The sequence below is a fragment of the Nostoc sp. genome, assembly GCF_036919675.1.
Taxonomy (GTDB): Bacteria; Cyanobacteriota; Cyanobacteriia; order Cyanobacteriales; family Nostocaceae; genus Nostoc.
Window position 1 is genome coordinate 96,809 of the sequence record NZ_JBALCP010000078.1, and the last position, 21,421, is coordinate 118,229.

Annotated in this window: 20 protein-coding genes, 1 tRNA gene and 3 pseudogenes; 9 read left to right on the forward strand and 15 right to left on the reverse strand. The window is 42.2% G+C overall.

The features are described from left to right. Positions 1–12 precede the first annotated feature (12 nt). The 4 genes from V7K49_RS17780 to V7K49_RS17795 all read right to left on the reverse strand — a co-directional run bounded on the left by V7K49_RS17780 (position 13) and on the right by V7K49_RS17795 (position 2,017). Positions 13–690, reverse strand: coding sequence for a ComF family protein (locus tag V7K49_RS17780; protein ID WP_335149342.1), 678 nt, complete (start codon positions 688–690; stop codon positions 13–15). Positions 691–714: 24 nt separating this feature from the next. Beyond that, complete coding sequence (locus V7K49_RS17785; RefSeq protein WP_334869053.1) at positions 715–1,224, reverse strand: GNAT family N-acetyltransferase; 510 nt, start codon at positions 1,222–1,224, stop codon at positions 715–717. A 234-nt stretch (positions 1,225–1,458) separates the two neighbouring features. Then, positions 1,459–1,740 carry a hypothetical protein gene (locus V7K49_RS17790; protein WP_335206641.1) on the reverse strand — a complete coding sequence of 94 codons (282 nt, stop codon included), beginning with the start codon at positions 1,738–1,740 and terminating at the stop codon, positions 1,459–1,461. A 61-nt stretch (positions 1,741–1,801) separates the two neighbouring features. Further along, entirely contained in the window at positions 1,802–2,017 is a 216-nt protein-coding gene (locus V7K49_RS17795; RefSeq protein WP_334869051.1) for a hypothetical protein, read from the reverse strand. Between the two features lie 363 nt (positions 2,018–2,380). On the opposite strand from V7K49_RS17795, the gene V7K49_RS17800 reads away from it, so the two are divergent. Continuing rightward, positions 2,381–3,400: a helix-turn-helix transcriptional regulator gene (locus V7K49_RS17800; RefSeq protein WP_335206642.1), complete on the forward strand. Its 1,020-nt coding sequence runs from the start codon at positions 2,381–2,383 to the stop codon at positions 3,398–3,400. 210 nt (positions 3,401–3,610) lie between these two features. After that, positions 3,611–3,838: pseudogene (locus tag V7K49_RS17805) on the forward strand (hypothetical protein); the annotation flags it as partial. A gap of 127 nt (positions 3,839–3,965) precedes the next feature. On the opposite strand, the pseudogene V7K49_RS17810 reads toward V7K49_RS17805, so the two are convergent. Further along, a pseudogene (locus V7K49_RS17810) lies at positions 3,966–4,079 on the reverse strand (DUF2887 domain-containing protein); the annotation flags it as partial. A 141-nt stretch (positions 4,080–4,220) separates the two neighbouring features. On the opposite strand from V7K49_RS17810, the gene V7K49_RS17815 reads away from it, so the two are divergent. The 3 genes from V7K49_RS17815 (at position 4,221) to V7K49_RS17825 (ending at position 8,218) form a co-directional block, all read left to right on the forward strand. Continuing rightward, on the forward strand, positions 4,221–4,403 hold the full coding sequence (locus tag V7K49_RS17815; RefSeq protein WP_335206644.1) for a hypothetical protein: 183 nt from the start codon (positions 4,221–4,223) through the stop codon (positions 4,401–4,403). 494 nt (positions 4,404–4,897) lie between these two features. After that, positions 4,898–7,525, forward strand: coding sequence for a TonB-dependent siderophore receptor (locus V7K49_RS17820; protein WP_335206645.1), 2,628 nt, complete (start codon positions 4,898–4,900; stop codon positions 7,523–7,525). A gap of 339 nt (positions 7,526–7,864) precedes the next feature. Further along, a complete protein-coding gene (locus V7K49_RS17825; protein ID WP_334820504.1) occupies positions 7,865–8,218 on the forward strand; it encodes a hypothetical protein in 354 nt (117 codons plus the stop codon). Positions 8,219–8,875: 657 nt separating this feature from the next. Here V7K49_RS17825 and V7K49_RS17830 read toward each other — a convergent pair. The 3 genes from V7K49_RS17830 to V7K49_RS17840 form a co-directional block, all read right to left on the reverse strand. Then, complete coding sequence (locus V7K49_RS17830; RefSeq protein WP_273762671.1) at positions 8,876–9,112, reverse strand: DUF4327 family protein; 237 nt, start codon at positions 9,110–9,112, stop codon at positions 8,876–8,878. A gap of 978 nt (positions 9,113–10,090) precedes the next feature. Beyond that, on the reverse strand, positions 10,091–10,510 hold the full coding sequence (rbfA, locus tag V7K49_RS17835; protein WP_335206646.1) for a 30S ribosome-binding factor RbfA: 420 nt from the start codon (positions 10,508–10,510) through the stop codon (positions 10,091–10,093). 123 nt (positions 10,511–10,633) lie between these two features. Next, complete coding sequence (locus V7K49_RS17840) at positions 10,634–10,840, reverse strand: DUF751 family protein (protein ID WP_273762674.1); 207 nt, start codon at positions 10,838–10,840, stop codon at positions 10,634–10,636. Between the two features lie 165 nt (positions 10,841–11,005). Between V7K49_RS17840 and V7K49_RS17845 the strand changes: the two genes are divergently transcribed. Then, positions 11,006–11,863 carry a DNA adenine methylase gene (locus tag V7K49_RS17845; RefSeq protein ID WP_335206647.1) on the forward strand — a complete coding sequence of 286 codons (858 nt, stop codon included), beginning with the start codon at positions 11,006–11,008 and terminating at the stop codon, positions 11,861–11,863. On the opposite strand, the gene V7K49_RS17850 is transcribed toward V7K49_RS17845, so the two are convergent. The 3 genes from V7K49_RS17850 to V7K49_RS17860 all read right to left on the reverse strand — a co-directional run bounded on the left by V7K49_RS17850 (position 11,835) and on the right by V7K49_RS17860 (position 14,903). Then, on the reverse strand, positions 11,835–12,311 hold the full coding sequence (locus tag V7K49_RS17850) for a PD-(D/E)XK nuclease superfamily protein (RefSeq protein WP_335206669.1): 477 nt from the start codon (positions 12,309–12,311) through the stop codon (positions 11,835–11,837). The genes V7K49_RS17845 and V7K49_RS17850 overlap by 29 nt on opposite strands. Before the next feature lie 315 nt (positions 12,312–12,626). Beyond that, positions 12,627–13,847, reverse strand: a complete 1,221-nt coding sequence (locus V7K49_RS17855; RefSeq protein ID WP_335206649.1) for a HetZ-related protein — start codon at positions 13,845–13,847, stop codon at positions 12,627–12,629. A gap of 396 nt (positions 13,848–14,243) precedes the next feature. Further along, a complete protein-coding gene (locus tag V7K49_RS17860; protein WP_334869034.1) occupies positions 14,244–14,903 on the reverse strand; it encodes an L-threonylcarbamoyladenylate synthase in 660 nt (219 codons plus the stop codon). Between the two features lie 58 nt (positions 14,904–14,961). Between V7K49_RS17860 and larC the strand changes: the two genes are divergently transcribed. Next, entirely contained in the window at positions 14,962–16,233 is a 1,272-nt protein-coding gene (gene larC, locus V7K49_RS17865) for a nickel pincer cofactor biosynthesis protein LarC (RefSeq protein ID WP_335206651.1), read from the forward strand. A 55-nt stretch (positions 16,234–16,288) separates the two neighbouring features. Here larC and V7K49_RS17870 read toward each other — a convergent pair whose 3' ends face one another. The 4 genes and pseudogenes from V7K49_RS17870 to V7K49_RS17880 form a co-directional block, all read right to left on the reverse strand. Continuing rightward, entirely contained in the window at positions 16,289–16,822 is a 534-nt protein-coding gene (locus tag V7K49_RS17870; protein WP_335206652.1) for an REP-associated tyrosine transposase, read from the reverse strand. Between the two features lie 74 nt (positions 16,823–16,896). Beyond that, entirely contained in the window at positions 16,897–18,459 is a 1,563-nt protein-coding gene (locus V7K49_RS17875) for an NAD(P)H-hydrate dehydratase (protein WP_335206653.1), read from the reverse strand. After that, positions 18,395–18,583 (reverse strand): annotated as a pseudogene (locus V7K49_RS34700) (hypothetical protein); the annotation flags it as partial. The gene V7K49_RS17875 and the pseudogene V7K49_RS34700, both read right to left, overlap by 65 nt. A 582-nt stretch (positions 18,584–19,165) precedes the next feature. Continuing rightward, positions 19,166–19,459: a hypothetical protein gene (locus V7K49_RS17880; protein ID WP_335206670.1), complete on the reverse strand. Its 294-nt coding sequence runs from the start codon at positions 19,457–19,459 to the stop codon at positions 19,166–19,168. A 307-nt stretch (positions 19,460–19,766) separates the two neighbouring features. Between V7K49_RS17880 and V7K49_RS17885 the strand changes: the two genes are divergently transcribed. Both V7K49_RS17885 and V7K49_RS17890 read left to right on the forward strand, forming a co-directional pair. After that, entirely contained in the window at positions 19,767–20,972 is a 1,206-nt protein-coding gene (locus tag V7K49_RS17885; protein ID WP_335206655.1) for a murein hydrolase activator EnvC family protein, read from the forward strand. 66 nt (positions 20,973–21,038) lie between these two features. Further along, positions 21,039–21,111, forward strand: a tRNA-Arg gene (locus V7K49_RS17890). Positions 21,112–21,421 lie beyond the last annotated feature (310 nt).

Genomic DNA, 21,421 nt, shown 5'->3' on the forward strand with positions numbered 1-21,421 from the left:
TTAATTCTGGATTTATCCGTCTTTGACGGTAGTGGCTACTGCTACTAATCCTAAGACCACAATTCCATACTGACGAAGTGTTTGCACAGCAGACCTGGCAGTAGCACCAGTAGTATAAATGTCGTCCACTAACAGCACTGGGACATTTGGGGGACGATGGCGAAATTCTTGGCTAACAGCAAAAGCTTGAGCTAAGTTTTTTTCCCGTTTAGATACCGATAAACCAAATTGCGCTTCAGTTTCTCGCACTCTTGCTAAACCGTTTAGTTTCAATTTTAATCCAGTTATTTCGCAGAAGCTTTGTGCGATCAGTGCGGCTTGATTGTATTTACGTTGCTTTTGCTTGCTAGGGTGCAGTGGAATGGGAACTACCACAGGTTGGCTATCTCGCCTCGGGGAATTTAACAACCATGCTTCTCCTAACCATTGACCAAAGGGACGAGCTATTTGGGGTTGATTTTCGTATTTCATCGCCGCGATCGCTCGTTTTACCGGGCCACCATATTCCCCCCAGCCAAATACTGGTATTGGTTCTTGCCACAGAGAAATCGGGTCTTTTCGTTGACATTTTTGCAGTTGTCTGGTGCAGTTTTGACAGAATTCTTCCGAGGTTGCACGTTGGCACAGAGGGCAATGAGATTGGAGAAAAAGATTGAGTAAGCCTGTGAGATTTTTAGTCCAAGTGTGCATTTTAAGAATTAGGAGTTAACTCCTTTAACTGTTGTGCAGTAACTTAACATACACGCGATGCCTGCGGCTGGCAATGCCAACATAGCCTATTGTTTCCACACCTGTTGCTGGAGTGTAGCCGTTGCTTTCATACAGCTTGACTGCTTCCACCAAAATGCTGGTGGTTTCAATCCAAATTTGCCCAAAACCACGATCTGCGATCGCTGCTTCTAGCTGTTGTAACAAATATTTCCCCAATCCCAAACCCCTGATGCTGGGCAAAAGATACATTTTGCGGATTTCTACAGCTTTTTCGCCACGATCTATTGGGTAGTATGCCCCAGTACCCACTAACTGGCTTTGGTGTTCAATTACCCAAAACTCTCCCCCAGTGGCTAAATAATATTCCTCTACTCGCAGCACATCTCGGTCAGCACCGTTTGGTTCCCAACCCAGACCGTATTCTGATAATACATAACTGATGACTTCGGCGGCTCTAGTGCGATCGCTTTCCACCCAATCACGAATTAAAAAATCTTGATAATAGTTTTTCATTACCATTTGCTGGTCAAGTTTACACAGAAAATTTTTCCGCATCTATATCCCAATTTACCCAGCAAATAGCAATTCTTGCAGAGTCCATTTCAGGCGCTACTATCAAGGCGTGAATTGTGCCAGTGTTGATAAAAGTCATCTTTAACAAATAAATTGGCTCTACATCTATATCATCAACGTAGAATTTATTGTGATCGCCATGTCACAAGATCCCCCTACCTGGGCAGGGCTGTTTCATTTCACAAGGATAAGAAGTTTGTCAATATCATTAGAGAGAAATCTCTGAGCAATTGTGATGGAAGTATGACCATTTCGGCGGAGTATATTGAGAGCGATCGCTCTCAATATCGAGAGATTTGCTGGAGCGTTGCCCAGACGGATTGTCGAATCATCTTCCTTGAGAACTACATCTTTAACCCAATGGAGGCAATTTTTAATACTCCAATGACCGCGAATACCACAGGTAAATTCTTTTGCTATGCGGATCAGGCTACTAGATATAATAGACAATCTCATGATATTGTTTACCCCCTCGTGTTCCGACTCTTTCCACTCGAATCAAAGACTTAATTCCAGTTCATTGCGGGTCAATTCCATCCAAATCATCAAAAACTTCAACGCTACGTGTTGTGAGTCTATCCCTAGTTTTTTCGGTTTGTATATAACGACTCGTTGGTTTTGTAAATGCTGCAAGGCGTTGAATATAACGATGTAGTTTTGGTTGATTGTTTTTCACGGCAATTACGTAATCGTTGCCACTGTCTATAAAAAACTTGCAAGTTTTTTTTGGCAATGTAGGGAATCAAAGCTGAATACAGCACCTTTGATCTCGAAAGCGGCAATTAGTGGATGTCTTCTACCATCAGTCGTTCTAAAGTCTTCTATTTACCGCAGTTGTTCAATCAGATTTGCACCCATAATTTTTTATCCCCTCAACACTTGCAATTTTAACCGTTTTAGGGAATGAAACAGCCCTGCCTCACCCCTGAGCGTCTACGCTCAATAGAAATGTCACAGCCACGCCGTAATTAACTGACAAAGGACTAGGATTTAGAACTACGACAAGCGACTTGATATACACTCATTTTTTTCATAGTCAACTTCATGCAACAATTAAGAATATTTATTATTTGATGATAAATATTATCATTAAACCATGACAAAAATTTTTACAACTACAGATTGGGATGAACTTTGGCAAGAAAGTGAGGAAAATAGCAAAGTTTCCAGTCAATCAAAGGGTTTTGAAACTATCGAGTCTGCGAAGATTCCAGATGTGTGTAATTTATATGACTACTGGGCAGTTTTACGCAATAGCTTATCTCTTTATATACACCAAGAAGAGTTGATTGATGATCTTGTATTGATTAGAGATAACTTGGATGATTCTCGATTTGGGTTGAGCTTTTTTATCTCAGGAAAAGTTAAAATGGAACGCCACGGTTTAACTGACGAGACTGACGAATCAGTAGGAAAATACTATTCAGAATGTAACTGCGATCTCAAAGAAACTGAGTGGTGGAAAGCTGGAGAGAAGTATTTACGAATTTATCTTGAAATCGAACCGCAGGAATTTTTTCAAAGTTTTGGCGAAGAAGAGTTAGAACAGATACCAATTTACCTGCGCCAAGCTGTGATTGATGGTAAGGTACAGCCTTACTACCAGCAAGGGGAAATCACACAGCAAATGTGGACGGTGTTATCTAAAATTCTACAATGTCCCTATCAAGGCTTGATGAAGCGAATGTATCTGGAAAGTCAGGCAATGGAATTGATTACGCTTCATTTCCAGCAATTTCAGGAGCAGGATATACATTATCATAGCTTTCCAGGCAAGAATTTGAGCGATGTTGACAGAATTTACCAAGCTAAGGAAATTTTGCTGTGTAATCTAGAAAATCCACCCAGTCTGATAGAGTTAGCACGAGAAGTAGGGCTAAATGAATTTAAATTGAAGCGTGGGTTTCGTCAAGTTTTTGGGACACCTGCATTTAAATATTTGCACGACTATCGACTGGAAAAAGCAAGACAACTTCTAGCATTAGGAGAAATGAAGGTTGAAGAAGTGGCATCGAGCGTAGGTTTTGATAGTCGCAGTTACTTTGCCTTAGCTTTTCGCAAAAAATTCGGCTTGAATCCCAAACAGTACTTTCAGAATTGCCAAAAATCCCTCTAGCGTTCAAAAAAAATCCCTCTAGCGTTCAAATTAAAAATAGAAATCCCCTATTATGCATACACTACCAGTTTAGTTAAGAAATTTTCTTAATACTGTCAAGCGGTGTGAGGGAGTGTAGGTGGATAAATGAATTTAGATAAATTTTTTCAAAGTTTGGTGCTGACAAGTACAGTTGTTATTTTGATCAGCACTCCTGCAAAAGGTGGGGAAGTGGTAAAGGATGTTCGAGAAGCCAACAAAAATATTCCCCAACTGAGCGAAATTGAACTTCCCGCAACTAGCGCAATTATGTTGGTACAGTCACCAACACCAAACTCAACACCTGCAACCCAAGTTGTACCAATCACGGGAGTTAAAGCAAATCCCACCTCTAAAGGTGTGGAGGTGATTTTAGAAACGCCTCTTGGAACTCAATTGCAAGTCACAAATCGCAGTACAGCGCCAGCCAGGATAATTCAAGACTATATGTTCAAAGAGGTGCGCCCTTGGCAATAATTGGTTCTATCAGTTGGGAATTTTGACTCGCAGCATGATGTTGGTTATTGGTTCAGCATCATGCCAAAAACGCGACTGAATCAAAACGATAACTATCTGCATTTATTGGAGGATTTGTCAACAGTCCAAATAGCAAAGTGGAAGACTGTTGAAAAAGTTTGTGAAATATCGAATCTCGTTGCATGAAAAAATTCTACTGATTTTTGTGTTTATGGTTAATAGTCTCTAGTAATTTAAACGCTTTTTGAGGCAAATTCATAGACTTATTTTAGTCTTACCAAAAATTATTCAACTTATTGGCTGCTAATTCAGTTTAGCGTATAGGTTGCTGAATGTTATTGTGCGTGAGATTTTGCCAGGGCTGAAGGCGATCGCGTCCTATGCTTATACTAATGCAGAAGTAACTGAAGATAACGTTCTTCTTATAGAACCCATTTGGGATCTATTTTTCCGTCTGCAAGTCTTGTGCAAAGCCGGATTTCATACTTTTGCAGCAATTGCTCTATGATTTCCCACCCCCTGGTTACTAGGTTGTTTAAAACAGCCTTCTTGTAACCCTTATATGTTTAGAAAAGATCCCAAATGGGTTCTATAGGCGATAGATTGAGTAATGTGCCTTATAATCAAGCGAGTCTCTGGACAACTTATTCCTTTCAATCTGAAATTTTGAAAGGACTAGAGCTTGGCTTGGGACTATTTTATATCAGCTAGATCAGCGATGCCTACGGCAACCCTTGATCGGGAACGCCTAATCATCAAACGCTTTGAGTAGTGCGATCGCTCCATTCTGTTTGCATAATCTGCGAGCATTCTTCTGTCTAAGGCTAGCTATCGCTCCTGGCGGCTCCCCAAACCCTTGCATTGCTCAAACGTTATCCAATTCTCATCAGAGCTTGCGCTAGTTACTGTAAAATTATTGCTAATTATTAACATTAAAATTACTATCAATCGCCAGCAATGCTATTACCATGAAAGCGCAGCAACAAGGGCTTAGAAGCTGAAATGAACAACCTGCAAAACCCAGAACCTGATGAGTTTATTCATCAAGTGCATAGCTGGGAGGCTAAAGGATATGAGCGAGAGATTGAAGTACATCCCAATCTTTGGCTTTCAATTTATGATACAGAAAATTACTATGACTCTTTAGAAAAAACTTCTGAATGGGATCATCCCGTGCAATTCCAAGTTCTCCTAGCAGGCAAAGGGTTTGAAGAGTTAGGAGGGCAGATTGGGGAAGGATACACCCTTATCTCTGGTAGCGGCGTGCAACGAGCCATGTTGATGGGGAGTCCGAAAGGTCGCTACATGGGTGTGGACATCCATATGCCTCCTGAATTGTTGAAAACCTTTTTCCCCGCAGAGGATGGAGACATTTCTCCCCAGTTGAAGTTTCTCACAAAAAGCAATGATTGGCAGACATTAATTTACCCCCAAATTACGACAGCTATCCAAGGAGTGGCGCAGCAAATCGTCAACTGTCCTTACCGAGGGATGATAAAGCGGATGTATTTGCAAGGAAAGATCCAAGAATTAATGGCACTGCAACTCGCTCCCATCTTGGCAGAGCAGGATGGACTGCAACCATCCCCACGATTAAAGGCTCAAACCATTACCCGTATTCATTATGCCAAGGATATTTTGCTTTCCCGTCTAGAGGATGAGCCGATTGAGTTGGTAGTGACAGGGGAGCAGGATGGCTATAATGCGCCAAATGCGACAACAGCGACAAGAACGGACACCCCCTTGCGAGACATTCCCCAATCAATTCAAGTCATTCCCAATCAGGTGATTAGAGATCAAGGCGTGAATCGACTGCAAGATGCAGTGCGAAATAATGCTCCCGGTGTCTCACAGTATTTTGGTCAAAATCAAGCTTTTGTTATTCGCGGATTTAGACAAGATTTCAACCTCCGAAATGGGTTTCGTACTAGCAGTGCCATCGCACCCTTCGATGTGGATCTTGCGAATATAGAACGCATTGAGGTGTTACGCGGACCGGCATCGGTTTTGTTTGGGCAATTGCAGCCCGGAGGCGTTATTAACACTGTGACGAAACAGCCTCTGACTGAACCTTATTATAGTGTCAACTTCACAGGGGGGCAGTTCAGCTTTTACCGTTCAGAGCTTGATTTTTCAGGACCCTTAACTGATGACGGCAATTTGCGGTATCGGCTTAATACAGCCTATCAAAATAATGGCAGTTTTCGAGACTTTGTAAGTGAGCAGCGATTTTTTGTGGCTCCTGTCCTGCAATGGAACATCAGCAAAAATACAACCTTAACGGTTGACTTCTCTTATACCTACAACGATCCAGTGGTTGATTTTGGTGTAGTAGCCCTCAGTGATGCTTCTCTGGTACTGCCGATTAATCGAGCCTTGTTCTATCCATCCCTAGACAGGTTTACTGAGGAACAATATCAGGCGAGTTACCGATTTGAGCATAAGTTCAGTGATAACTGGCAGCTTCGCAATGGCTTTTCTTTCTATAATACATATCAGTCCGGCGGCTATACATACGTAGATGCTGACTTCCGTGATGATCGCTTTCTTGACAAACTCTATAGTGATGATGTATTTCTGCTCCAAGACTATGAAATGCAGACTGATCTGATTGGGAAATTTGCCACAGGTTCCATTAAACATCAGTTATTAGTCGGGTTTGATCTTAGTCGTGCAACCTCCTATTTTACATCTGGTAGTGCTCGATTACCGACAATCGATATCTTTAACCCAAATTACACTGTTACTCGACCAGATGTCCAAATCAATAGCTATGGCACAACTTTCACAGACAGCTTGGGCATTTATATTCAGGATCAGATTGACATTACCGACAATTTGCACTTGCTAGTCGGTGGACGATTTGACTTCACCGAACAGTACGATAGTCTTGATATCTTTTTTCAGGGGGATCAAGCGTTCAGCCCTCGTGTGGGCATTGTCTATCAGCCTATTAAACCGATTTCTCTCTATGCCAGCTACAGTCAATCCTTTACGCCGGTGATTGGGCGATCGCGAACTCAAGAACTCTTTGAGCCTGAGCGGGGCAACCAATACGAAGTTGGCATCAAAGCAGACATCACCAATAAGCTGTCTGCCACGTTAGCTGCTTTTCAGATTACTAAGAGCAATGTGCTAACTAGTGACCCTGTTGATCCGATCAATTTCTCGCTCCAAATCGGTGAGCAGCGTAGTCGAGGGGTTGAGTTCACCATTGGGGGCGAAATCCTACCAGGATGGAATATCATTGCAGGCTATGCTTATACCGATGCGCGAGTCACCGAAGACAATGATATTCCAGTGGGTGAACTTTTGCAGAACGTTCCCAAAAATGCGGCGAACCTGTGGACAACCTACGAAATTCAAAGCGGTGACTACAAAGGATTAGGCTTTGGATTTGGGCTAGTCTTTGTGGGCGAACAGCAAGGCGAGTTTCCTAACAGCAACTTTCAGATTCCCAGTTATGTCCGTACTGATGCTGCCTTGTTTTACCACCGAGACAACTGGAGAGTTGGTATCAACGTGAATAATCTTTTTGATACAGAATACTACGAGACTGCTACAAGGCGAACCTTAGTCTATCCAGGCGCACCAATGAATGTGCAGGCAACAATTTCCTACGAGTTCTGAATCAAGTGCTTCATTCAAAATGCGGGGAAGTGATTGATAATCTCATAAAGATGGAAGTTTTAACTCGCTTGCTTTGTTGCTCATCGGTTAAACAACCTGCCGGAATACAGCACTCATTTTGTGGACAACGCTTTAAATAGGAACTGCATTTTTCCTGTTAATCTGTTGAGAATTGATGTTTGAAGTCTATAAACCCAAACAAAAGGTATTTATGAAAATACCTTTGCCTCGCTTTACTTAATCTATTGTTATTGAGCGTTTTGACATTCACACTTGCTTCAGCTTGTGCAATAATATTGACCACAGTGTTACTTATCAAAAAGTTTTAAGAAAAAATATATGTCTTCAACTCCTCTAACCTTGAACTTAATTGAAGGTTCTGTCTCCTTCAGTTTTTCACCCCAAGCAGCACGAGAATTAAAGACAGCGACGGATAAACTGATGGAGCGCCTGAAAGCTGTCGCCGCTAAACCTACTCCTGGCGGCGGTAAAGTCACTCCCCAGCCTCCCCTGGAATATCGTTATACGGGTGAAGTATTTTTAGAAATTTTCTGTAATCCTAATATCTGGCCAACACCCTTCGCAGCCAAAGTTTTGCTGACTGTCCGCAACGTCAACATCCGCTTGACTACTGAAGCTGAACTTACCCGCATCATTGAAGACATTAATCAGTATTTAGAGCAAGTAGGATAATAGTTCACATGATTTTGTTATGCTTTTCGAGATTTTTTAAGAAAGAATCCTATACAAACTTTGGCTTTTGCGAAAGTTGAGCCATTTGCTTGCAAAGGTTCCCGAAGCTCCGATAGCGCAGCGTCTGGTAGAGAGCGTCTGACTTGCTAACGAGCAAACGCAAACAACGTCTCCCCTTCTTCACATTGGGAGAGGCTAGCGCTAACGGAGAAGAGAAGGCTTTACGCTGCACTATCTGTTGTAGCAACTGGTGTCGGTTAGCCCAACTTAGCAAACTTTTCAGGACGGATTTTTATTTTGAACAGCAAGCAAACTATCGCTCACTTGAGGGAAGCGATGTAATGAATTACGAGTCAAAAGTGAAGTTCCTCCACTTTTATCAGATCAATGTAGGAACTTCACAGAATTTACACAATAGACTAAAGCTGTAGCACCAGATATACAGAACAAATGGTTCTGATACCTACTTCAACTTAAACAATTGTATAAATTCAGACTCAAATGCTTCTGTGTTAATCAAAAACGCAAGATTCTGTATGGGGCAATGCTCATCAAAAACCAGAGATTATTCCCCAGATTGGGCGTCGAATCGTTGATGGTGACATCTACACATCAAAAATCAGGTCCCAATCCCAAATCCGAAATTACAAACATTGATTAGTCGTTGTCCCACTGTTCACGACCAATTAGGTCGCCAATGCGATCGCGTAACAAAAAGTCACATTTCTCTAATTCACATTCAACGCAAACCCACTCTCTCGCTGGAATATATTGGCAGAGGGTATATATTGGCTGTTGTCTGCTAACCATTCCCTTTTGCACCAGTCGGCGTGCTTCGTCTTGAATCACATCTAGAGAGTAGTAATTGATAAAAGGCACCGTATTCACACTCATGGTTTTTACTCACAAATTAACACTTACGATAGTGTTCCCGTTAATAATTAGGAACAAACATTACAGAAATTAGACTTGTGGCTAGGATTTTGTAGTTTGCTATACGGAACTATTTTTATTTTGACGCTACATATCCGGAAAATATTTCAAGAAATGTTAAGAAAGTCAACAAATCCTGACATTTATCGAAAATCCGCTTTACAAAAAAAATTCCTTGTAGTTAACTTAACCTGCTAGGGTGACTGGATGATTTTATTCAACAAGTCTAAAAGTCTTGCCATCACTGAATTTAGGCAAGATTTGGCAGGTAGGAAGAATTCATATCGCGTAGCCGAATAGCTCGCCGCAGGCATCGCTTACATATCAAATAATCACCTTAAAGCTGGATCTAGAACTGCTGGTATTTATCTAAGGGTAAACAACACAAGAATATTTGTCAGATACTAGGGTATAAACTGTTGCAAAACATAACGGTTAAAGTCCACTACGAAGGCTTTTATCCCAGCATTTATTAACAATTTATTAAGTAAAACCGTAATATATTGGTTATTTTCAGCACTAATATCACACAGTTTTCTTTTGATAAACATCTGTAAAAGGGTGGAGTAATATTAATTCGTAATTAGGACACACTTAACAATTCAAAATTCAAAATTCAAAATTCAAAATTGTTCGTCCAACCTCTGGTAGAGAAGAGAGTTTCAGACTCTTATTTAACCCCTGACTGAAACTGAATGCAGTCAGAGCGTAACCGTTGAGGACGAGCTACGTGTAGACGTTGGCGTTAGCCTCTCTCAAAAGGAGATGGGGTCTTAAACCCTTTGATTTACGATAAACAGAAAGCGTATACATGCAACTACCGATAGCTGAAGTAGATTATGGTTACATTAAAACAGACGCGATCTAGTCACGTCTGTAAACTGTTTGGCGGATTTGCTGAGATTAATTGTTCTGAAGTTACATTGTTATTTAAGTCACTTATTCACTAGATGATTCATCATCTTCATCTGTGCTGTCTTCTACTGATACGAGATTTTCTGGCGGACGCTCATGGTTAAGTTGGTTTAGTAGTGCCAGTACTTTATTACCGCGTTCTATGGAGCAATCTTCGAGAAAGATGACCTCTGGTGTCCGACGTAGCCGTACCCGCGCCCCAAGTTCGCTGCGGACGTAACCCGTGGCCGACTTTAAGCCTGCCATTGTTTCTGCCTTAGCTTCATCTGTACCATAGATACTGACGTAGATTTTGGCGTGTTGGAGATCGCCGGAAACATCAACATCAGTAACACTTACCATTCCTGTACCCACACGGTCATCCTTAATGCCGTTGAGCAGCATTTGGCTAACTTCCCGTTTGATCAGTTCAGCAACGCGGGAAACCCGGCGATTTGTAGCCATAGAAATTTCGCCTCCTCACAGAGGTTGTACAACAAAAATAGATGTAAGTTGGGTAGACAGTACTTAGCGTCAGCAACGCCAAGAGCAACCGTCTGTGGGGCACAACCCCGATATAGCGCTAGTCTAGATTGTACTCAAGCCCAGCATTGCTCGTAGGGTGAAAGTAAGGAAGACTAGGCTGCCCACAAATAAACCCAAGATCGCGATCAAGGTGACTGGGCGCTTCAACAGTGGCACTAATGGCGCAAAGGTGTTCAGAAACAGGCCTAAGACGATAGTAATTAAGTACCGGGGGTAGCGAAAGACGTTATCCCAAAATCCGTCAAACATCTGAATGTAAACTGCCTTGTTATATACTTACGTTTCTTTTGATATGCTTTATCTACTCAATTGTAATCTATGCGGCTAGAAAATTAGCCGGTTAATCTAAAATATGGCTCGTCGGTTATATTGGCTTTATTTAGTGACGATTATTTTCAGTTAAATCGTAGGTAAATGGTAATTCAAATCCCCAAGGAAACTAGCCCACGTCCATTTTTAAAGTGGGCAGGGGGTAAAAGTAGGTTGATACAGCAATATATTCCTTATTTTCCCAAGAGTTATAAAAATTACTATGAACCATTCTTAGGTGGGGGTGCTGTTTTTTTCTATCTTCGACCAACCGCAGCAATTTTAACTGATATTAATGCGGAATTAATTAACACTTATTGTTGTGTTAGAGATCATGTTGAGGAATTAATTTCTATATTGAAAGAGCATAAAATCCGACATAATAAAGATTACTACTATAGTGTCCGAAACAACTCTAGTGGTACTGAGATAGAAAAAGCTGCTCGTCTTATTTATCTTAATAAGACTTGTTTTAATGGTCTTTATCGAGTTAACTCACAGGGCAAATTCAATGTACCTTTAGGCAGATATGAAAATCCCAATATTTGTCATGAAAATTTATTGAGACTAGCCTCAATAGCACTTTCTCATGGAGAAATCCGACAAGCAGATTTTACAGAAGTCTTAAATCATGCGACTAGCAGTGATGACTTTGTATTTTTTGACCCGCCCTATCATCCTATCAGTGACACTAGCTATTTTACTGCTTATAATCAAAATTGTTTTAGTAAAAAAGACCAAGAACTTTTAAGAGATACTTGTGCAGAGTTGGCAAGTCGTGGTGTCAAAGTTATGGTATGTAATTCTGATAGTGAATTTATTAGTAAAATTTATACTGATATCAATTTTGAAACATACAGAATCAAAGCAGCCCGATCAATTAACTCAAACATAAAAAATAGAGGCATGATTTACGAACTATTAATTACATCTTTTAAAGATTTTTATTTGCCCAAGCAATGAATCTGTCTAAGCTATAAACTGCTAATAAATTATGATTATCATTAACTCGTGCTTTTAGCCATTTGCTTGCGCCTTCTCGCATACCTTCACCGCCTAAAATCACGATAGTTGGTGCAGGGTAATAATTCTGAATATTCATGTTCAAGTAAGGAAATTTTTCATCAACCGAACCGGGGCTTTCTTGCCATTTGCACTCGAAAATTAAACCAGATGGCATTGCAGGTGAGCCAATAACATAAAAATCAACCTTCAGAACGGTATGATAAATTCCAGTTCCAATATAAACTTCTTTTCCATAACGTTTTGGTAATAAAGCAGCATTCAATATAAATTCTTTTGGGACATAGTTCCCTACTTGGAAATAATTATGCCCATTTAAGATTGCTTCTACATTTCCTTCTAAAATATTCCCAGACTTATTTGCCCGTCCGCCTTGAGTCAGAGCCATCATCAATCCCTCTGCCAAAAGTCCTGCTTATTATAGGATTTCACAGAAGCAGTAACAAATAATCAGTTGCTTAATATGAATTTTTGATTTTGACTAAACAAGGTTGGATTAATAGGCAAAAAATCCGAAAGTTTTGGTATTTTTGTACTAGATAAATACAAATGTATTAATAATTGGGATCAAGAACGAGTTACTAATTCAGGGAAGTATGAAAGAAATGGAATTTTCCTTTTCTCTTTGCCCCTTAACCTTTTTCCTAACCTCTCTAATAACTGGAATTGAGCTTGGATAGATTTTAGTGATTTCGCCTTAGCTTTAGCCTGTCTGGGCTTCAGTATGACCGTTGCGGATAGCCCATGCTAGTTCTAAGAGTTGAGTCCAGCGCTTTTGTAGTTGTTTGGGAGTGCATTTGATGGCTTTGGCGATCGCTTGATCGTTTTGTCGGGCAGTTTTTAACTCTAATATTTGCTGTTGCTGTTCTGTGAGTTGATTTACAAAGATTTCCCACTGCTGGGAAGATAAACCCAATTTTTGCTCTAAACCTGCACCTAACCATTGATGTACCAATTGCCAGTGATGTTGCTTGGCAAACTTTTCCACATGGTATTTAAAGCGTTGTTGGAGATAATCGCGCTGACGGCTAGTTAAACCGAGAATTTGGTCAATTTCTGGGGCTGAGAGGTCTTGGAGTTTCAGGCTGAGGTAGTTCATACAGTCAGATTGGCCTTGAGACTCCAGGTATTTCATCAATTCAGTGATGACGCGATCGCGTTCTGACTCTTCTGATGGATCGAAATTAGTTTGGGCAATCATCTGCGATCGTAGCTGTTGCACCGCCGAGTTGCGCTGGTAAGATTCTGCTTCTTCACCCTTGGCAGACTCTACCGCCATTTCAATATCCACGGTAGTTTCTTGCGGCTGACGACGAGCAAAACCTTGGGCGCGCAAGATAATCAATTGCTGATTTGCACCACCAGGTAAATTGATCCGGCGTTTGGCATACTGTTCTGTAAACGCCATATATTCAGCTAATTGCAGCTGAGTACGCGGCGTATGATCATTAGGTAGTTCGTTTTCTCTGCGGAAAGCTTTGATAGCTTCGATATAAAATGCTTGTAAAAAATCTTCAATCAGGCTGTAACGAGCCTCAAAGCCCAACTCAGAGCCAGATATAGTTACATGGCGGTAAACCATAGCACCCAAATTGCTATGTAATTCCACCCGCCCTTGTTTGGAACCTAGTTGGTAGTAACGTAAGCACTTTTGCATCCGATGCCTTCCCAACGTCATCTGCCAGGATTTGATTTGCCCAGATGTTTGGATACGAGAGCTTTTGTCGCAAATGCGTTCTACTTCTACGGCTATGCGCTTTGCTAAAGCTTCTACGCACTTGGGTGCTGCTTTCACTTGTGCTTGCATTTCCTCACACAGCAATTCAATCAAGTTACCGCTGCTGCTGTCTGAAAATTCTTCGGTCGAAAGGTGATTATCAAAAATAGGTGTAGAGTTTGGTAGATTAATGACGTTAGCTTTCATGACTTTTCCAGGGAGTAGTATTGCACCGTAATTACAACGCAGACACAGCAATCAAGGCTAGCCTTGGCTGGAGAATCTTTGGGCATTCATCCATTAAGACTTGCCGCATGTAATGCTCACATCTAAAGCTCATATATAAAACTATAGGAAATACGAGAGAGTTACAGTTATGGCAATGTGTCGGTTTTTTCACAAGCCGCCACATTTACGCGGGAACATGAGTACCCGTCATTTTGTCAAAGTTGTCAAATCCCTTGCTGTACCGACTGTTACCACCATCCTGTTATTGCATCTGTGCCCATCGTAGACATCGCCTTTAAATATGACAATTTCAAAACTGGAGTCGTTTTTATCACAATTTCCGAAACGGAGAGCTGTGCCTGTGAAGTTTTATTTTTATACCCATGCTGCTGCTGCTTCCCAACCTAAACCCCTCCGTATAATTACTGCTTCCTCTGCCGTCATATCCAAAATGGTTGACACTTCGTATGTAGGTTCCTCGCCAGTGTCTACAATTATGTCTACCAAGTTGTCCAAACGGTCAAATAGCTCTACCCGCGACTGAACAGTTTCTGGATCTATCCGAATCATGCCATTATCTGCTTCATCTGGTGGCAGATGTGCTGAAGTTGAAATAATCGGATTGCCCAAGGCTGCCAGCAACTCCAAACACACAGTATGGTTTGGTACTCTAATTCCAGTACTTTTCCGCTTGGGGCTTTGCACCAATCGCGGTACTAATTTAGTTGCTGGGAGCAAAAACGTGTATGGACCTGGAATCAGGCGTTTCATAATCCGATAGGCTGTGTCACTTACGAAGGCATAAGTTGCCACATTTGAAAGCGAGGGAGATAAAAATGTCAGTGGTTTATCATTTGCTAGCTGTTTAATTTGCCGCACTCGTTCTACCGCCGACTTGGCATTCAAATCACAACCGATCGCATAGACTGTATCAGTAGGGTAAAGCATGACTGCGCCACTAGAAAGCGCCGACTTTATTTCCTCTATTCGGCGAATTTGAGGATTATCCGGATGAACTGGGAAAATTTTTGCCATAGAGGGATTGGGAATTGGGGATAAGAGAGAATAAGTAATGACTAATGACTAATTTATTATGAATAAAATTGCTTATCTTCAATGTCCGACAGGGATTTCTGGTGATATGTGCCTGGGTGCTTTGGTAAGTTTGGGTGTTCCTGTGGAGTATTTAATTGAAAAACTCAATGAGTTGGGTATTGAACAGGAATATCAGTTAAGGGCGGAATTTGTCCAACGGAATGGTCAGCAGGCAACTAAAGTCCATGTGGATTTAGTAGACGATCATCACGACCACGAGCACAGTCACCATCACACACGCCACCTGCCAGAAATAGAGGAGATGATTATCAAAGCGGGGTTGCCACCACGGGCAGAAGCTTGGAGTTTGGCGGTATTCCAACAGTTAGCAGTAGCAGAAGGGGCGGTGCATGGCATTTCGCCTGAAAAAGTTCATTTCCATGAGGTGGGTGCTGTAGATGCGATCGTCGATATTGTAGGTACTTGCCTGGGGTTCGATTGGTTGGGGATTGAGAGCAATAAGGAAGGATGGCCCTTACTTTACTGCTCGGCGTTCCCGACTGGTGGTGGTACTGTTCGGGCTGCACATGGTCAGATGGCAGTACCAGTACCAGCGGTATTAAAGCTGTGGGAAATGCGAGGTTGTCCAGTTTATAGCAATGGAATTGACAGAGAACTGGTGACACCCACAGGGGCCGCGATCGCTACTACTTTGGCAAAAGACTTTGGTTCACCACCTGCGATCGCTATCAAGCAGATAGGACTAGGAGCAGGAACCATAAATTTACCCATTCCCAATATTCTACGCCTCTGGTTGGGTGAAAGCACAAGTTTACAGTCTAATTTCAGTGAATCTGAAGATACTAGCTCAAATTTAGAAACTATCTCGGTACTAGAAACCCAAATTGATGATTTAAACCCGCAAGCGATCAGCTATGTGTTTGAGGCGTTGTTTGCGGCTGGTGCAGTGGATGTTTTTACCCAAGCGATCGGCATGAAAAAGTCTCGTCCAGGGATTTTGCTGACTGTGATTTGTCATCCAGAAAATTTACTCAGTTGTGAAGCGGTTTTATTTCGCGAAACCACTACTTTGGGCATTCGGCGAACAACTCAGCAACGCGCCATTTTACAACGGGAAATTCAACAAGTGGAAATTGAATATGGCAAAGTGCGTGTCAAGATAGCATGGAAGGGAGAATTACCAGAAAAAGTTATTGTTAATGTGCAGCCAGAATATGAAGATTGTGCAGAGTTAGCTCGAAAACATAATATTCCCTGGCGCGAAATTCAACGCCTGGCGCTACAGGGTTGGTATTTAGTCAATGGCTGATCTCCTCGTTCCCAGTCTCCGACTGGGAATGCCATCCTAAAGGCTCCGCCTTGCCTCACACATCAATTAACTCTACCTGCAATAAACCTAGTTGCCCGATGTAATTGCGGCAACTAGAATACCGCCAATGTGCCGGATCATCTACATAACCACGTCTGACTGGATTGTTGTGAATATAATCTAACTTTTGTCTCAACATTTCCTCATCCAGAATTACCTGTGGATGGAAACCTTCTTGCCAAAGTTGATATTCTTGTCTTGTCTTATGTTTTAATTTATAAAACTCAAGCTGGTTAAGTATGTAGTTGGAATTATTTTTCTCAAGTAAGTCAATAATACAGCGAGCCGTGAATGATTTAAAGTTTCCTATTTCTTTAGATAAACTAGTGGCTGAGGCGATTATATGGAGATGATTTTCCATAATTACGTAAGCGTATAAGGTTAAACGCTGCTGACGTTGCAGAAAATTGAGGGAATCTAAAATAATTTGTGTAAATTCAACTTTGCCGAATAGTGGTATCCAATTTATAACTGTGCAGGTGAGGAAGTGGGGCTGGGTTCCTAGTACGTGGTAGCGGTTGCGTCCCATGATTTTCTATTTAAATTAGAGGCAGAGCCTCTAGGATGGCATTCCCAGTCGGAGACTGGGAACGAGGGAATTGACTAGCTTAGAGCTTTCACTAAGTATTGTGTCAATGTAAATGCATCTACACCCAATTCGGTACGCTCTTGGGCTGCTAAAATACCGGCTTGTGAATGCCACCAAGCGGCAGTTGCCACAATATCTTCTACGGGAATGTGTTTAGTTGCTGCTTGGGCCAACAATCCACCCAGTAGCCCAGTTAACACGTCGCCGCTACCGCCACGTGCTAAGGCGGGTGTGCTTTCAGGAACAATCCAAACGGCACCTTGAGGGTTTGCGATCGCAGTTCTCGCCCCTTTCAACAACACTACAGCCCCACTTTGCGCCGCTGCTTCTTGTACTGCTTTCACCCTGTCATGTTTGGCATCGGCGACATCAGGAAACAATCGTTCAAATTCGCCAGTGTGGGGTGTGAGTACGGTTATGGCAAGACGTTCTTTTAAGGTGGCGATCGCTCCCATTTGTGCCAGGATATTTAAACCATCGGCATCGAGAAGCAAAGGGCGTTCGCTTTCTATAACCTGTTCCACAATTGGAGTAGCATCTCGTGTTAAACCGGGGCCACAAGCGATCGCATTAAAGAAACTCAGATCAGTTTTTTCTGGTAGTTGTAGGTGGGCGATCGCTCCGGTTTCCGTCTCTGGACAACCGACAATTAACGCTTCTGGCAAGTGTAACACCAAAAGAGATTTCAGCGATTCGGGTACGGCAATCGAAAGCATCCCCACACCACTAGCCCTAGCACCCAAACCAGTTAAAATTGCTCCACCTGCATAGCGCCGCGAACCGCAAATCAACAGTAAATGTCCTTCTTTATATTTATGGGTGACTGCTGGACGGGGTAGGGGTAAAGTAGCAAGTGCCGTTGCTGATGTAATACGTTTAATCCTGGGTGCATCTTTGACAACAGCTTCTACATCAGCTAAAGGAATATCGAAATCGATTAACTCAGCTTTGCCGAGATATTCCAGCGCCTGATCTTGGAAGAAAGCTAGTTTCCATAAACCCAAGCAAAAAGTGTGAGTGGCGCGAATCGCAGTTCCTAATACAACGCCAGTGTCGGTGTGTAAACCTGAAGGTAAATCGATGCTATAAATCGGCACAGGCAATTCATTTAGCTGATTAATTGCAGAGGCAATGGGATCGGTGAGGTTTTTTTCTAAACCATACCCAAACAAGCCATCAATCAACAAATCAGAATCTGGTAGTTGCTCAATTGTTTGATAAATTGGAATGCTCAAACTCTGAGCATACTGCAAGTGCTGCGAAGTTAATTCCTTAAGCTTAGAGAAAGGAGAATAAATCCAAATTTTATACCCGCGAAAGTGTAATTCCCGGGCTACTACTAAAGCATCCCCGCCATTATGACCGGGGCCGACAAGAATTCCGACACGAGAAGGAACAGAGTCTCCCTTTTTAAGGGGATTTAGGGCGATATCTTGAATGCGACGGGCAATTAATCCCGCCACCTTTTCCATCAAAGCTACTACAGGCATTCCTGCTGCAAAGATCCGCTCTTCAATATCGCGCATCTGCCCAGCAGTCACTACCACTTGCGAAATTTTTTCTTGCTTGTTCTGCATCAGTCCTGAGTGCTGAGTTATGAGTTTCAGTGAACAAGAGGTTTACTACTTTACTCATCAGCTTACCTTGGATGTGCTTACCACCTAGCAACTTTTCACCTTGCTGACTGACGTTAGCTTTGAGTAAACGCGGTAGTAGATCAATTTATTAGTACAGTTTTGCGTAAAAGCCTAGCGTTCTTAATGCAGGGGGACGCATTGGCATTACAGAGGAACGCATTGGCATTGCAGAGGAACGCATTAATAATGCAGCCGACTACATTAACATTGCAGAGGGACGCATTAACATTGTATCAAGATGCATTGGCATTGCAGAGGGACGCATTAACATTGTATTGAGATGCATTGGCATTGTAAGGTATTGCCAAATTTAATTCGCTACGAATTAATCAAATGCTGTACTGAGTCAGTTCGTTGACAGGTAGCCTTCCGTTTCCACGCCGATTAGGAGGTACTGCCACAGGCTGATTTAGCACAGTGAGGAATCACTCGGTTTTTTAACCAAACCATTTCCTCACTGTTGCAGAACAGTTCCCATGCCTGATTGACTAAACTCTTCAGTACAATAGCTAAAATCACAGGTGATACTTGCCATGCTGCAAGCGCTGGAAGAATATTTCGATTTACTGTTCCATAGCAGCAAGGCATTTATAAAGTGGCGATCGCCCGATCCGCAAATTTGAAGAGAATATCGATAATGAGATAACTAGGAATTCTCTTTAATAGTGACTAATCCATGTATGCCTAGCGCTGCAATTACTCCTCCCAGTAATCCCCAAGTCCCATCGGCAAACACATTGATGCAATGAATGTAGGTGCGATGATCGGCGGACTTTAACTGTCTATCATTTACTTTTCCCACCTCTACCAGTTTTTGCACATACCTTTCAGCTTTGATCAGTGCTGCATAATCGAGATTAAACCAATACAGCGATACTCCCACTACTGCCAAACCTGGAAAAACCAAGGTAATTAAGAGAATTACTATACGTGCGTTCATACATCTCATCGGCTGATATACCTGCTTAGGGACTGACATAGCTGGAATCCTTGTATTACCTGACTTTTCACGGGATCTGGAAAACCTCACTTCTATTTCTCTCTCCTTTTAGGAGAGAAATTTTGAACTTTCCCCCTTCCCGCGTCGGGAAGGGGTTAGGTTTTTCGTGGGCTTTTTCAGATGGACTGAATTGTCAGTTGTCTTACAACTTGGCAGACCAATTTAATAATGCGTTGGAGTAGGTGAATCAGATTTTGGGAATAATCCTCATAGGTTTGTAAGCATCGGTTTGGTTGGGCTGCACACTATGAGAGCGCGATTTATCGGAAAAAAGCAGATTTTTGGCTATTTATCTATTGCATTTTGCTGCATTTTATGGATTTATTTGGCATTAATTCCAGCCCACGCAACGTCCACAGAGTCTATTGATACTTTGCAACAACAGCAGCAACAAATGAACCAGCAGCATCAGAGTGTGGTTAACGATCGCGATCGCTTAACAAATCTCCAACAAGAGGCCCAAAAACACCTCACTGGTTTAAAGCAAAATCTGCAAACCACAGACAGCTACATTCAAGAGAGTGGATCACGATTACAATTGGCTACCCAACGCCTCCACCAGTTAGAAGCTGATTTAGCTGTAGCGGAACGTGACTATGAGGAGCGGCAAATAGCAACAGTAGCACGATTGCGTTATCTCCAGCGATCGCCTGCATCTGTTGGATGGGCAGTTTTGCTCCAAAGTGAAAATATCAGCGATTTTATCAGCCGCCGTCATCAGTTGAAGTTAGTGTATCAGGCAGACGAACAAATTTTAGTAAAACTCAACGCTCAAGCAAACCATATCAATAAACAGAAAACGGACGTAGAACAGCAAAAAAACGAAATTGCCTTGATTCGTGAGCAACTGTTGGCACAAAAAGCCGATTATCAAACTCAGGCGCAGTCACAATCAGAATTGATTCAACGTCTGAATAGCGATCGCCTAGCCTTGGAAGCGGCGCAAAACCAGCTAGAGAGGGAATCCAAAAATCTGGAAATCTTGATTCAACAAAAGGTAGCAGAAGCTAGAGCAGCAGAAGAGGCGCAAGCAAAAACCAACAGCCGGACAAGCATGATCATTCGGGGAACTGGTGTAATGGCATATCCTAGTAATGCTCCTACTAGCAGTCCCTTCGGCTGGCGGATACACCCAATCCTCGGCTATCGTCGCTTTCATGCCGGGTTAGATTTTGCCGCTAGCTATGGTAGTACAATTCGGGCAGCCGATTCGGGAAGAGTGATTTTTGCTGGGTGGTATGGTGGTTATGGCAGAGCTGTAATTATCGACCACGGCAATGGCATGACTACACTGTATGGACATACCAGCGAGTTGTATGTTTCCGAAGGACAAGTAGTTGAACGCGGACAAGCGATCGCTGCTGTCGGTTCCACAGGTTTCTCAACTGGCCCCCACCTCCATTTTGAAGTTCGTCGGAATGGTACACCCGTAGATCCAGCTAATTATCTTTGAACCCAAAAACCAAGTTTCTCTAGGCTGCAAATTTGATCACAGACGTGCTAGAATATGGAAGATTAAGGGCGCGTAGCTCAGTGGATAGAGCAACAGATTCCGGTTCTGTGGGTCGGGGGTTCAAATCCCTCCGCGCTCGTTATTTGTAAATTGCCAAATTGTTTGTCTGCGTTAACAGATTAACTGTCATGTCTATACAATGGACTTTCGTAAAGTAGGTTATTAATTCTGTCTAAGATAAAGTTTTTGCGTTTGATATAGCAATCTGGAATCAAACGCGCAAAAACAAAATGCCTGACTTCTTTGAGAAGTCGGGGATGTGTAGCTTGTAATTCTCACAAATCAAAAATCAAGTAGGATTGCTATATGAGCTTGCTGTTTATCATTAAAGTCCCCTTTGGCTTTGGTATTAATGATAGTTTTAGCGATTTCTAAGGTAAGCGGTTTAT